Annotated in this window: 14 protein-coding genes and 2 riboswitches; of the genes, 9 read left to right on the forward strand and 5 right to left on the reverse strand. The window is 51.2% G+C overall.

Going from position 1 to position 13,273, the window contains the following annotated elements; translation table 11 throughout:
• The first annotated feature begins 146 nt into the window (after positions 1-146).
• Positions 147-629, forward strand: coding sequence for an AbrB/MazE/SpoVT family DNA-binding domain-containing protein (locus tag MKY64_RS26870; protein WP_036724433.1), 483 nt, complete (start codon positions 147-149; stop codon positions 627-629).
• 94 nt (positions 630-723) lie between these two features.
• Here MKY64_RS26870 and MKY64_RS26875 read toward each other — a convergent pair whose 3' ends face one another.
• The gene (locus MKY64_RS26875) at positions 724-1,230 is read right to left on the reverse strand and encodes a YwhD family protein (protein ID WP_036724431.1); all 507 of its coding nucleotides are present in this window, start codon (positions 1,228-1,230) and stop codon (positions 724-726) included.
• 104 nt (positions 1,231-1,334) lie between these two features.
• Here MKY64_RS26875 and MKY64_RS26880 point away from each other — a divergent pair, with 104 nt between their 5' ends.
• The 6 genes from MKY64_RS26880 (at position 1,335) to MKY64_RS26905 (ending at position 7,272) form a co-directional block, all read left to right on the forward strand.
• On the forward strand, positions 1,335-3,350 hold the full coding sequence (locus tag MKY64_RS26880; RefSeq protein WP_340956883.1) for a M1 family aminopeptidase: 2,016 nt from the start codon (positions 1,335-1,337) through the stop codon (positions 3,348-3,350).
• Positions 3,351-3,359: 9 nt separating this feature from the next.
• The gene (locus tag MKY64_RS26885) at positions 3,360-4,193 is read left to right on the forward strand and encodes a hypothetical protein (RefSeq protein WP_339252734.1); all 834 of its coding nucleotides are present in this window, start codon (positions 3,360-3,362) and stop codon (positions 4,191-4,193) included.
• Between the two features lie 211 nt (positions 4,194-4,404).
• A riboswitch (cyclic di-AMP (ydaO/yuaA leader) is annotated at positions 4,405-4,543 on the forward strand.
• A gap of 57 nt (positions 4,544-4,600) precedes the next feature.
• Positions 4,601-5,029 (forward strand): C40 family peptidase, encoded by a 429-nt coding sequence (locus MKY64_RS26890; RefSeq protein ID WP_051477954.1) that lies wholly within the window; start codon positions 4,601-4,603, stop codon positions 5,027-5,029.
• A 388-nt stretch (positions 5,030-5,417) separates the two neighbouring features.
• Positions 5,418-5,560: riboswitch (cyclic di-AMP (ydaO/yuaA leader) on the forward strand.
• Positions 5,561-5,564: 4 nt separating this feature from the next.
• Complete coding sequence (locus MKY64_RS26895; protein WP_209879512.1) at positions 5,565-6,056, forward strand: C40 family peptidase; 492 nt, start codon at positions 5,565-5,567, stop codon at positions 6,054-6,056.
• Between the two features lie 246 nt (positions 6,057-6,302).
• Complete coding sequence (locus tag MKY64_RS26900; RefSeq protein ID WP_340956886.1) at positions 6,303-6,788, forward strand: GNAT family N-acetyltransferase; 486 nt, start codon at positions 6,303-6,305, stop codon at positions 6,786-6,788.
• 127 nt (positions 6,789-6,915) lie between these two features.
• Entirely contained in the window at positions 6,916-7,272 is a 357-nt protein-coding gene (locus tag MKY64_RS26905; RefSeq protein WP_036724468.1) for a c-type cytochrome, read from the forward strand.
• 131 nt (positions 7,273-7,403) lie between these two features.
• Here MKY64_RS26905 and MKY64_RS26910 read toward each other — a convergent pair whose 3' ends face one another.
• Both MKY64_RS26910 and MKY64_RS26915 read right to left on the reverse strand, forming a co-directional pair.
• On the reverse strand, positions 7,404-7,679 hold the full coding sequence (locus MKY64_RS26910) for a 4a-hydroxytetrahydrobiopterin dehydratase (protein ID WP_036724424.1): 276 nt from the start codon (positions 7,677-7,679) through the stop codon (positions 7,404-7,406).
• A 211-nt stretch (positions 7,680-7,890) separates the two neighbouring features.
• Entirely contained in the window at positions 7,891-8,184 is a 294-nt protein-coding gene (locus tag MKY64_RS26915; RefSeq protein WP_339252729.1) for a hypothetical protein, read from the reverse strand.
• A gap of 203 nt (positions 8,185-8,387) precedes the next feature.
• On the opposite strand from MKY64_RS26915, the gene motA reads away from it, so the two are divergent.
• Complete coding sequence (gene motA, locus MKY64_RS26920; RefSeq protein ID WP_036724422.1) at positions 8,388-9,188, forward strand: flagellar motor stator protein MotA; 801 nt, start codon at positions 8,388-8,390, stop codon at positions 9,186-9,188.
• Complete coding sequence (motB, locus tag MKY64_RS26925; RefSeq protein WP_036724421.1) at positions 9,172-9,993, forward strand: flagellar motor protein MotB; 822 nt, start codon at positions 9,172-9,174, stop codon at positions 9,991-9,993. Before motA ends, motB begins: the two co-directional genes overlap by 17 nt.
• An 87-nt stretch (positions 9,994-10,080) precedes the next feature.
• On the opposite strand, the gene MKY64_RS26930 is transcribed toward motB, so the two are convergent.
• Positions 10,081-10,782 carry a pseudouridine synthase gene (locus MKY64_RS26930; RefSeq protein ID WP_209879523.1) on the reverse strand — a complete coding sequence of 234 codons (702 nt, stop codon included), beginning with the start codon at positions 10,780-10,782 and terminating at the stop codon, positions 10,081-10,083.
• Complete coding sequence (locus tag MKY64_RS26935) at positions 10,769-13,042, reverse strand: ATP-binding protein (protein ID WP_245368690.1); 2,274 nt, start codon at positions 13,040-13,042, stop codon at positions 10,769-10,771. The genes MKY64_RS26930 and MKY64_RS26935 overlap by 14 nt, the downstream gene beginning before the upstream one ends.
• Between the last annotated feature and the right edge of the window lie 231 nt (positions 13,043-13,273).

Consider the following 13,273-nt stretch of genomic DNA (forward strand, 5'->3'; position numbering starts at 1 on the left):
TAGGCGCCAAAAAATGATAAACACTCCTATAAAATGACAATAAATCCCCCTATTTGTATACGCTTCCCCCGTTCTCTAAACTTACAATTACTGCTATAATCATATATATCTACAAAAAATATAAAGATGTAAATGAGGGACATGGGATGAAAGATACAGGCATGATCCGAAGCTTAGACAGTCTCGGAAGAATTGTGGTTCCCGTAGAAATCCGCATGACACGTAATATTGACATTGGGGATCCTATCGAATTTTTTATACTGGATGAGGATATCATCGTCCTCCGAAAGTACACCTCCACAGAATGCACCTTTTGCAGAAGTCTTGATCATGTGACCTACTATAAGGATCAGTTCATTTGCAACACCTGTCTGAAGGAGCTTAGTGACCCCGACCGCGGATCAGAACCCATCCATGCCTCCCCTAGTTCAGCAGAAGAGCATCCCGAGCCAGCCCGCGGGGGACGGAGAAGCAAGACCGAAGAAATGAGTCTGCGTCTTATGAAAGCGATCGAAGATCATCCCTATGCCAACCAGAAGGAGCTTGCCGAGGTTCTCGGCATCAGCCAAGCCAGAGTCAGCCAACTCAAGCGCAAGCTGAACACTCCCGGCAGAACAGATCCGCAGTAACCGTTATCCATTCATCCCTGCTTAGACATCAGATAAGGCTTGGCCCCGTTGGGGCCAAGCCTTAATTTTTGGGCGAAGCATATAACCTGATCTTCTATTCCGATAGCGCAGCTTTCAGCTCCTCAGGCGAAGCGGCCCACCACTCTTCATTATGGGCCATCAGCAGGGATTTCAGCGCTGCCCGCTCAGCACTTCCAAGTCCATCCAGAATAAGCTTGCGCTTCAAGGCCGCATCCAGCTTATTTACATGATCCGCAAGAATCTTCCAGCCGCGCCGCGCTTCGGTGTCAATCCACATCTCACAGGCGGTAATTCCGCCGTAGAACTGTCCCTCCGGGGTACGGTCAACGGCGACCCATACGACCCAAACCTGTCTTCCCGCCGGAACATCCTCACGGTTCATAGAGAATTTAATTCCCTTCTCCACTTTGCTCTTGGCATGCATGGCACCTATATCAATAACGGCGATGCCCTGATCAATAATGACAGGCGATACATTGTTCAGATCAATCGAGCCTGCACCGAAGCCTTTATGCTTGGCTCTGGCGTTCACAATATTCAAGGCAATTTGTTTTTTGCCCTCCGGTTGTACGTTATCCACATGTGCACATCCTTTCCATTCACTAATTATTTAATTTTAGCTAATAATGCGGCGATTGCAAACATATACATCCCGTAGATGCTTGTCACGGGAGGAATCATAGTATGAAGCCACATTCATTAAGGTATACCCTCATCTTCGCAGTCCTGGCTGTCCTCACCTTGCTTGGAGGCGGAATATGGTTTCTGTCAGGGCATAGCCCTGCCGTATGGACTGCCTCTGTTCCAAAAGAGGCCAAGTCCCCCGCCATTATCCCCCGGCAGCAGCCCGTGCAGTCCGATCTTTCAGATACGATCTACACATCGGAGACAGAGGCTTTAAGCCAGCGCGTGGTTGAATATCACATGGATGTGGAGCTCCTGCCTGATAAGGAGACCCTGGTCGCCTCCGAGACGCTGACCTGGACCCATCCGGGCGCAAAGCCGGTCCAGGAGCTCTACTTTCATCTGTATCCCAATGCATTCTCATCCGCCGGCACCACCTTCATGAAGGAGTCCGGGGGCACGCTTCGCGGTGACACCATGCCTGCTGGGGGTTACGGGAGCATTACCCTGACAGATTTGCGGACCTCCGAGGGCATTTCGCTGATGCAGCGCACCCAATATGTGCAGCCGGACGACGGCAATGTCAATGACAGAACACTGCTCAAGGTCCATCTGCCGCAGCCGGTGAACGGCGGCGAGAGCGTTACGGTAAGGCTTAAATTCGAGGTCAAGCTGCCGAAAATTTTCGCCCGGATGGGAACCGCTGGCGACTTCGTGATGGCCGGCCAGTGGTTTCCGAAGCTTAGCGTCTATGAGCCTGCCGGCAGAAGAGGACTCAAGGAAGAGGGCTGGAACCTGCATCAATACCACGGCAACTCCGAGTTCTACAGTGATTTTGGAATTTACAATGTATCGATTTCTGTCCCGCCCGAGTATAAGGTCGCCGCAACCGGGTTTCCGGTGAGAGACGCCAAGGTGGTGAAGGGGCGCAAGATCTATCAGTTCTATGCAGATGACGTCCACGACTTCGCCTGGGCGGCATCGCCTGATTTCGTGGTTGCCGAGAAGGCCTTCTCCGCGCCGCAGGTGCCCGGGGTGAAGATTAAGCTCTATCTGGACCCGCTGCATAAGCATCTCCAGGAGCGTTACTTTCAGGCGGCTGAGGCTGCACTGATGGCTTTCAGCAAGTGGTACGGCCCTTATCCCTACTCTACCTTATCGATTGTTGTCCCGCCGGAGTCCGGCAACGGGGCCGGAGGAATGGAGTATCCGACCCTGATTACCGCCTTCGGCGCCACGGACACTTCACCGGGCACCTCCCTGGAGCGCACGATCATCCATGAGATCGGGCACCAATATTTCTACGGCCTGGTGGCCAGCAATGAATTCGAAGAAGCCTGGCTGGATGAGAGCTTCACCTCTTATGCCGAAGACCGGCTGATGGAACAGGAATACGGTGTGGTCTCAAGCCTCCCGCTGCAGTCCAGCCTGGTCTCCTCTTCACAGCCGCTTAAGCTGGAGACCTGGAAATACACCGGTGATGACGCCTACACGCGCAATGTATACATCCGGGGCAAGCTGGTGCTGAAGGATATCGAACGCATCGCCGGGACCAAGAATATGGATGCCATCCTCGCCGCCTATGCCCGCAAATACCGCTTCCAGCATCCGTCCACCGCCGACTTCCAGAAGGTTGTGGAGAAAGTGACCAAGCAATCCTGGCAGACGTATTTTGAGCGGTATGTCTATAGCGGGGGTGCACCCGACTTCGCAGTTGACGATATCAGGCTCACCGTCAGACAGGACAACAGTGACGGCGGTGGGAGCCGCTACAGCGCTGTGGTTGATGTAAGTAATAAGGGCAGCCTGTACCCCGATGTTCCCGTGAAATTCACCTTCGCAGACGGGTACACGGTGCAGCAATACTGGAATGGCGAGGGTAAGGCTACTTCCTTTGAGTTAGCGTATAAAGCGCCGCTGGTCTCCGCAGAGATCGATCCGGGGCATTCCATTCTGCTGGAGAGCAGGCATCTTAATAATTTCAGAATGGCGGAGCTTGAGCCGCGTACACTCTCCCGCTGGACGCTTAGTGCATCAACTCTGCTTGAAACCCTGCTCGGAACTCTTGTCTGGTGAGGTGAAGGAATGGTGAAAAGTTCAATTGCCCGCGGTTGGATCAGCATGAAAGAGCAATTCTATATATTGATTCTGCTATTTATCTACCGGCTGTTCTGGGGATATTTCCTGTACAAATTCATTAAAAGCGCGGTTGTCCCCGTCCTGCTCCGCTACCCGGATGCGAATGCCGGCGGCAGCGGAATAGGCAGGCTGCTGTATTATATCGAGGGGCAGACCGCGCTGCGCACCGACCCCGCCGTCCAGCACTGGCTGTGGCTGCTGCTTGCGCTGACAGTGCTAAGGCTGCTGGTGACTCCCTTTATCCGTGCAGGGCTGCTGCACGAGCTTCACCAGGAGCGCGACGGAGCGCGGGGACTGTTCTTTTTTCCCGGAATGAGAAAATATGGGCTGCCGGTGCTGGTGTTCAGCCTCATCGAATGGGCGCTAACCCTCCTGCCGCTCTCTTGGCTGCTTCCGCGTATGTACCGTCATCTGCTCAGCGGTGTTCTCGATGTCCAGCTTCTGCTGAAGCTGGTGCCTTATGTGCTGGGCTGGCTGCTCTATCTCTTCCTTGTCCGCAAGCTTCTGCTCTATATGCAATTCGGCTATACCGCCGGTACCGGCATGTTCTCCTCACTGCTGATCTGCCTGAAGATGCTGCTGCCTTCGATCGGTATATCCATCGTTCTGGGGGCGGGAAGCCTGGCCGTAATTCTGCTCTGCAGCGCCTCTGCTCTGTTCTATCCCGGATTGCCGGCCCTTATGCTCCGCCAGGCAGCTCCGCTGCCCTCCACGCTGTTCGATATGTGGGGAATCGCTGCCCAGTACCACCTTTGGTCCAGTAAATCATTTCCACAATAATAAGCTGCTGAAGCGGCATACTAAAGAGAGTCACAGCCCCTTATCAGGGAGCAGGACTCTTTTTTGCTTGAACGGAGGACAAAAGCATTTGCAAAAGGGGAAATCCTCTGATACAATGATGGCTGTACCAGTAGTAACAAAGTTGTAATCTTTCAAGCAAAATATTCCGTAACTCTTGCAATTTAAGCAATACCGATAAGTCACTGTTCTGGTGCATAAAACGCCGAATTCCCTGCACCGGGAAGTGGGGGAACCATATTTTGGGTGAATTGATCTCGCTTTAGAGGGGTCATAGGGGAACCTTCTACCGAATCCTTAAGCTAACCTCGCAGGCCCTGGAAGGAGTACATCTTTTGATTAGTCAGAATTTCAAGAAAAAATGCACCGCAGCAGCGCTGGGTCTTGTGATGGTATTCACACTCGGAGCGGGCAGTGCCTTCGCAGATTCTAAGATGGATACTGTGATTTCAAAAACCATTGGAACGTCGTATAAAACCGGGGGCACAACCACCAGCGGCTTCGACTGTTCCGGATTTACCAAGTATGTGTTCAAGAATGTCGGGCTTACCTTGCCCCGTACCTCCAAAGCACAGTTCAAAGTTGGAACAAGTGTATCCAAGAGCAATCTGCGTTCCGGTGATCTCGTGTTCTTCAACACCCTGGGTAACGGAGTGTCCCATGTCGGTATTTATGTTGGAAACGGGAAGTTCGCACAGTCCTCAAGTTCACGTGGTGTAACCATCAGTTCGATGAGCCAGTCCTACTGGGCCAACCGCTACGTTGGCGCCAAACGAGTAATGAGCACAACAGCCTACCAAGCTGTCGCTTACGATTGAACCCTTGAAGCATACCCCGAATATTTCAGCCTCTAACAACTAAATGTAACTTATACGAGCCCGGGATGATTATTGCCGTAATCATTTCCGGGTTTTTCCTTTTCCTTATTCTACCTTTTACACTGAATTCGCAGCCTTGAAACAGCATTTTCTTGCAAAAACAAAGAAATAATCATATAAATTAACCCCTGCGCATAGATATGAGTCTTTGGAAAGGGCTATAACTCTAAAAAACAGCAAAAAAGATGCATTAATATGTTATAAGTGATTGCCAAGCGCCTTAGTCTTTGTTACAATTATCGCAGTGAGTTTTTAGTAACATTTTTGTAATTATTGAATCGATTTTAACAAAGGTTTTGTCATGTATTGAATGAACCGCTAATCCTAATCAACAGTCGTGCCGAGTTCCCTAATGAATTAGGGAAACGGGGGAACCACTTTGGGTGAATTGACCTCCTATTCTAAGAGGGGTCATAGGGGACCTTCAACCGAACCCTTAAGCTAACCTCGTAGGCATTGGAAGGGGTATTTACTTTTGAAGAAGAAGCTAGCAGCCGCAGTACTAAGCTTGTCCATTATCTTCACCATCGGAGCAGGAAGCGCTTTCGCGGATTCCAAAATGGATAAAGTGATCGACAAAGCCATCGGAACCAAATACGTGTCCGGCGGTACATCAACTAACGGGTTTGATTGCTCCGGATTTACAATGTATGTTTTTGATAAGATCGGCATTAACCTGCCCCATCAATCCGGCTCCCAGTATCAGATGGGCTCTGCCGTGTCCCGTGACGAGATGAGACCGGGCGATCTTGTATTCTTCAATACAAGCGGTAAGGGCATATCCCATGTAGGTATTTATGTTGGTGACGGCGAATTCGCCCATGCCTCTTCCTCACGTGGTGTAACCATCAGTTCGCTGAGTGACAGCTATTACGTCAACCGCTACGTTGGCGCCAAGCGAATCATGAGTACAGATGCCTACAAGACTGTAGCTTCGGATTCCCAAGACAACGATGATGTACAATAATCCTTTGTAACCTAACGCTCTTTTCCGAGATTTTTGCCGAAATCTTGGGGAAGGGCTTTTTTTGTCTATAAAATTACTTACCCCTCTCTATATTTGTAAAACACTGATTCTGCGCTTTCGGAAAATATATTTTGCCGTTTGTCAAGTTTCTGCATTTCCGTAAGGAAATTGCGTCGAAACTGGCTGTTTTTGTATATAATTAATAGAAGAAATGAATCTATGTCCCTTGGAAGGAGGCCTCCCCCAATGATTAGCTCCCCGCTAACCTTTTACGTGGTGCCTATGGAGCCGCAGCATGCCGCTGAGATCTGTGAGTGGAGCTACAAGCCGCCGTATAATATTTACGGCTGGATGTCCTGGGAGCAGATGCAGGCGCTGGGCGTGGAGTTCGGAGACCCGCAGCTGCGAAGTGAGCAATATGTATCGGTTGTGAATGGAGAGGGGGATCTGTGCGGCTTCGCCCAGCTCTTTCCGATGGAGGGGGTAGTCCGGCTTGGTGTCGGAATGCGGCCCGAGCTGTGCGGCCATGGAATGGGACATCTGTTCATGAAGGCTATTGTGCAGGCAGCACGGTCGCGTTACCCGGAATGTGAGATCGACCTGGAGGTGCTGACCTGGAACCAGCGCGCCATCCGCGCCTACCAGAAATGCGGGTTCACCATAACGGATACCTATGAACGCCGCACTCCGACCGGTAATAAGCCTTTTTATTGCATGGTCTATGAGGAATAGCACCGGAGACAAGAGAGTTTTGCAAAAAATGGATCATTTGTGTTCATTTTTTTGACACACATACTATGATAACGCTTCACCATCCGCTATAATGGAGACAGCAGCTTACATGGAGGGACGGATGCAGATGCAGAAATGGATCATGAGCGGTTTGTTTTTTGCCGCCTGTGCCTTTGCAGTAATCTTAATGTTTACCCTACCCGGTAAATCCGAGGTGGCGGAGCAGAACAAGCCGACCATGCCGGAGGTTGTGCTGGACGCTGCGGGCGCAGAAGCCACAGTGAAGGCCAATTGTATCTCCTGCCACGGAGACCAGCTTCAGGGCGGGGCGGGACCCAGCCTGCAGCAGGAAGGCGCTTCGCATGACGCAGCTCAGATCTTCAGCATAGTCACCAAGGGCCGCGGACAGATGCCTCCCTTCAAAGACAGGCTGGCCCCTGAAGAGATTGCGAATGTAGCCCTATGGCTGGCCGAGAAGAAATAATCCGCAACCTGTACTCACACCATGCTCCTCATTCTAAATGTATAATGCCCGTGACGAGGATAACGAACGATCCTTGCACGGGCATTTCTATTAATTAGATATTCCTGTTGTCTCCATAGGGGCCTTGTCCTCTAGCGGGTCTTCTCGAATGCCTCATTAAATTCATGCGCCTGGCGGAGATCAAGCTTCTCCACATCTGCAGCCAGCCGCAGAACAACCGTCTTGTAATCAATGGTGATATGCGGGTGATGGTCAAAGGCCTCCGAAATTGTCGCTACCTCATCCACAAAGGCAATTCCCTTCATATATTCACTGAACATATATTTGCGCACCAGCCTATCCCTCTCCAGCTTCCAGCCCTCAAGCTTGCCGATCTGCTCCTGCAGTTGTTCCTCAGTTAATTGCAATTCGTTTCCTCCCTTGCTAAGTTAACGGTTCCTTCAGCCTGCTCTTCTCCTTCAAATAAAACATCCCTCAGCTTCTGAAAGTCCAAGGGATGTGCCAGGCCAAAGATTTTTGATTAAATGTATTCTGACATCCCGGCAATTAGTACTCCACTTCCAATTTTAACATGGCCGGATGCCCGGGACAAACCCGCTGCCGCATTTTTCCCCTGCTTTATACAAGAACGACCGAAGCCAGATCCTCATCGCCCAGCAGAATATTAATGCGGTGTGTTTCTTTATCGTACATCACAACTCCGCTGCCCACCTGAATGACCGGCTCGTTGCCCAGCGCGTAGAACAGGTCTTCCGCAAGCGCCTCCCAGACCTCCTGCCTCGATTCCTCCGGCAGATTCGTCCACTCTTCAGGCTCCATTTCAAAAAAAATGTACCCGTCTGTAATCCGTCCAACGGCTCCTGTCAGTTCAACCAGAATTTCACCGTAATCCCTGCCATGCTTAACTCCCACATCAATCACTCCGTTTTCTTCGCTGATGAATAATAACCTACCTTATCTATTATAGCCGAAAAAATCACTTCACAAAAAAGGGAATGATGTCGATAAAGAAGAATATACGTGATTTGGTTACGAACAGAGTGTTCTCCCGCGGTTCAAGGACGAATTACGCGGTTAGTCGATCACTTCTTAATTCTCATGGACGAGGTGCATAAATGGAAATCTCAACAATTCTAGGCCTGGTGTTTGGTCTGATCGCAGTAATCTGGGGGATGATACTCAAGCATGCTCCACTTGCAAGCTTGAACAACCCCGCTGCCTATGTCATTATTTTTCTTGGCACGGCTGCCTCCATCTTCATGGCCTTTCCGATGTCGGAAGTCAAGAATTTCCCTAAGCTGTTGAAGATCCTGTTTACGAAGAAAAAGATGGTCGGTAAGCCCGAACTGATTACCATGTTCATGGAATGGGCATCCATTACCCGCCGCGAAGGGCTGCTGGCTCTGGAGTCCAATGTCGATGAAATTGAAGATAACTTCCTCCGAAACGGCATGCGGATGATTATTGACGGCAATGATCAGGAGTTCGTCCGTGATGTATTAATGGAAGATATTCATGCCACTGAAGACAGACATAAAGCCGGAGCCTTGATCTTCTCCCAGGCCGGGATGTATGCCCCTACACTAGGGGTACTCGGGGCTGTTATCGGGCTGATTGCCGCCTTGGGTGATATGAGTAATATGGACGTCCTGGCCCACGCGATTGCCGGTGCCTTCATTGCAACCCTGCTCGGGATATTCACCGGTTATGTCATGTGGCACCCTATGGCCAACAAGCTGAAGCGGATATCCAAGCGCGAGATTGAAGTCCGCCTGATGATGGTGGAGGGTCTGCTCTCCATCCAGTCCGGGGTGTCTACCATAGCTATTAACCAGAAGCTGTCCGTCTTCCTGACTCCGTCCGAGCGTGCCAAGCTGAGCGAGAAGGAGGGGGCTTCCAGTGAGCAAAAAGACTAGGCATGAGGAACATGAAGAGCATGCCGATGAATCCTGGCTGCTTCCCTATTCCGATCTGATGACCTTGCTGGTTGCTCTGTTCCTTGTTATGTACGCCATGAGCGCTACGGACGCCGTGAAGTTCCAGCAAATGGCTGAAGCCTTCAATTCAGCGCTCAGCGGCGGCGGCGGCGTCCTGGAGTACCGGTCGGATTCTCCGACCAGCACCCAGCTGGACCAGGGCAAGCAGGATAAAATGAACAATGTGATTGCAAAGAATACCGGCACCTCCGATCTGTCCAAGCTCCGTGCCAAGGAGCAGGAGGATCTGGAGAAGCTGAAGAAGCAGTTCGACCAGTACATCAAGAACAACGGAATGACCGATTTGCTTAGCACCAAGCTGAATCAGTCCCAGCTGATGATCACGATTAGCGACAATGCCCTCTTCGCTTCGGGACAGGCTGTAGTGAAAGATGAATCCCGCCAGTTGGCCAAGTCGATCTCAACGATGCTGCAGCAATTCCCTGATTATGAAGTATTGGTGCAGGGGCATACCGATAATGTTCCGATCTCCAACAGCACGTACTCCTCGAACTGGGATCTTAGTGTAGATCGTGCCCTTGAGTTCATGAAGATTCTGCTGCTGAATCCCAACCTGGACCCGACGAAGTTCAGCCCGACCGGCTCTGGCGAATATCATCCCATCGCTAGCAATGCTACGGCTGCCGGGCGGGCCAAGAACCGCCGGGTAGAAGTATCCATCCTACGTAAATATAAGGACGCTGCTGCGGAGACAACGGATGTCTCTAATGTAACAGCTCCCTGATAGTAAGGAAACAAATAAGAGCTGCTTCGAACGGCCCTACCAGGGTCTATCGGAGCAGCTCTTATTATAGGTATGGGCATTATAATCTTATTGCAGCTGATAGTTCAGCATAGCCCCCAGCTCTTGCTTCTCTTCCTGGGACAGCTCCCGCCATTCTCCAGTCTTCAGTGCGCCAAGGCGGATATTCATTACCCGGATGCGCTGCAGCCGCCGGACTTCATAACCGAAGGCACTGCACATGCGGCGGATTTGACGGTTCTTGCCCTCAGTCAGCACGATACGGAATACCCGCTCACTAATACGCGTAATTTCACAGGGAAGTGTCTTACTGCCCAGAATTTTCACGCCGGTGGACATACCGGTCAGAAAAGAAGGCGTGACGGGTCGATCTACAGTGACCACATATTCCTTCTCATGCTTGCCTTCTGCGCGTAAAATTTTGTTAACAATGTCACCGTCATTGGTCAGCAGAATCAATCCCTCTGAATCCTTGTCGAGCCGCCCGATCGGGAAAATCCGCTCCTCATGCCCTATGAAATCGACAATATTGCCTTGAATATGTGCTTCTGTAGTAGAGGTAATGCCAACCGGCTTATGAAGCGCGATATACACGATCCTGCTGCCCGTCTGAAGCGGCTGTCCGTCAATCAGGACAATATCTCCGGCCTCGGCTTGGCTGCCCAGCATAGCGGGCTCCCCGTTGATGGTGACCCGCCCTCCCTCGACCAGCTTGTCTGCTTCACGGCGTGAACAATAGCCTGTCTCACTGATGAATTTATTGATTCTCATGTTCGTCTTCACTCCGTTCTATATTCATAACGGCCGGAGGTACTGGCTCCTTCGCTTCAGGCAGCTTGATAATTACCTGTGCCCCCCGGCCATACTCGCTTCTAATCTCCAGGCTGCCCTTATGGGCCTGAATGATCCGCTGGCTGACCATCAAGCCCAGACCGGTTCCGGACTCTTTGTTCGTAAAGAACGGTTCTCCCAGCTTGGGCAGCATATCCTCAGGGACGCCTCCGCCCTCATCCGTGATCACAACAACCACAGAATCATCCTGCTCCTGCTGCTCCACGGTAATCGTTCCTCCGTCCGGCATCGCTTCGATCGCATTTTTGATTACATTGATAAATACCTGCTTCAGCTGATTCTCCTCACAGTGCACCATGGCGGGTACTCCCGAGAAATGTGTGGTGAATTCAATGCCGAACAGGTGGGCCTGACTGTCCAGCAGGGAGATGACATCGCCGACAATATGCCGCAGATCCCTTTGCTGGAAATGAACAGCCTGCGGCTTCGCTAGAATCAGGAACTCACTGACAATCATATTGATCCGGTCCAGCTCCGAGAGCATCAGATCTATATGCAGCGGAACGAGAACCTTCTTCTCCTGCTGAAGCTGCAGGAAGCCCCGCAGGGTGGTCAAGGGATTACGGATCTCATGGGCAACGCCTGCGGCAAGCTGGCCGACTGTAGTCAGCTTCTCCGAGCGTCTGAGCAGCTCCTCGATCCGATTGCGCTCGGTCATGTCACGGGATACATGGACAACCGACTGCGGCTGGCCCTCTTCATCCCGGATAACCGAGCTGCTGACGCTGACCTCTACCAGGGAACCGTCACGCTTCAGCCTGACGGTCTCCACAGGCGGCAGAGATGCCCCGTCCTTAAGCTGCTGCAATCGTATACTCTCCTGCTGCTGCACAGTGGCCGGAACCAGATAAGGCGGCTTGACCAGAGCATCCGCAGCGCCCCATCCATAGAGATCCTCGAACGCTCTGTTCGTACTGATGATCCGCCCTTCCATATCCACCGTGTGGATGGCATCCGAAGTGCCGTTAATGACCGACTCCAGATGCTCCTTAACCGCACGGTTCTCCTCCAGTGTCTGCCCCAGCCGGTTCGTGTGCTGCAGCAGATGTGAGGTCATCGCATTAATGCGCTGGGCCAGCTGTCCAAGCTCATCGCGGCTGGATACATTAAGCGGGGGCTCGAACTTGCCCTTGGCCACATCATTGACCTTAGCCAGTATATCCTGAATCGGGCGTGTAACAACACCGGCCAGGACATAACTCGCCAAGAGAAAGATAATAAGCAGCAGGACCGAGGTGGTGATATTATTGAACAGCTGCTCGCGGATGACTGAGGAGATCGCCTGGTAGTCCATGACTACACTGATCACATAATCCGCCGCTCCCGGCCGCTCAATCGGAATGAAGCTTTTGAGCACTCTTTTACCCAATGCCTTCGTATCCAGCGTTACCGGCTCGCCCTTGTTCAATGCTTCACGGATTGCCGCCTTGTCCTCTGCAATATTGCCGTAGGAATAGGTTCCGTACTGAATAGGGCGGTTCCGCAGCTTCGTGTTCTTGGGATCTGTACCATCAGGCAGCATGCTTGAGGCCCCGAAGGTCTTCGGATTGATTCCCGTAATCTCCAGAATTCCGGGATTTACAGCTTTGGATTCCTGGATGATCTCATCGGGACTCATAATTTTGACATAATCGCTTACCGCTGTGCTCCGGACGAACGGATCTATGATATAATTGCGGGCCCCGTCATAATAATAGCCCCATTTATCAATATACTCCGGATTGGAGGTTGAATATTCAAACGGCCCGGACCAGAAATTCTCCAGGGATTGCCCCTGATCGACAGATACCCGCTGGCCTGCAAACAGCTCCAGAAAAGCCACATACCAAAAACCCATGCCTCTGGTCGAAAGTCCAATCTCTGCAGGATCTGAAGATTTGGCTACGATAATATCATCCGCAGTCTTCACCAGCAGCGAGATATTCGACACCCCCAGCTTGGTGGATAGCGCCTTCAATTGTTGATTGGTAATATTCCTGATATCCGGGTCCAGCTCATAGGACGCCAGAATGGCGGTCAAGCGCAGGTTCTGGGCAATTTTATCCTGCACGTAATTCGAGCTGTAGCCGCTCTGCTCCACCGATACGGCAACCTGCTTCGCAGTGATCTTCATGTTGCTTACACTCTCATTACGCAGATTATTCCGGGCAGCATAAAGATTGAGCGAAAGATTAAGCATCAAGATTAAGAGCACCGAGCCAAATATAATCGCTGATAATTTCGTTTTTATGGACAAGCGTATTGTTCACCTCTTATCCGCTGGTAAATCCTAGCGGGCATTCAACATAATCATACCTTTTGCCCTCCCATTTGAAAAGGCCTTTCCCCACAGCCGGGTGCTGGCAGATATTGAATTATCGGGGCAGTTTCACTACAATAGGTAAGAAACCATCCACAGGTTATGCACATA

Origin of the sequence: Paenibacillus sp. FSL R7-0210 (assembly GCF_038009085.1) — a bacterium.
Taxonomy (GTDB): Bacteria; Bacillota; Bacilli; order Paenibacillales; family Paenibacillaceae; genus Paenibacillus_AQ; species Paenibacillus_AQ silagei.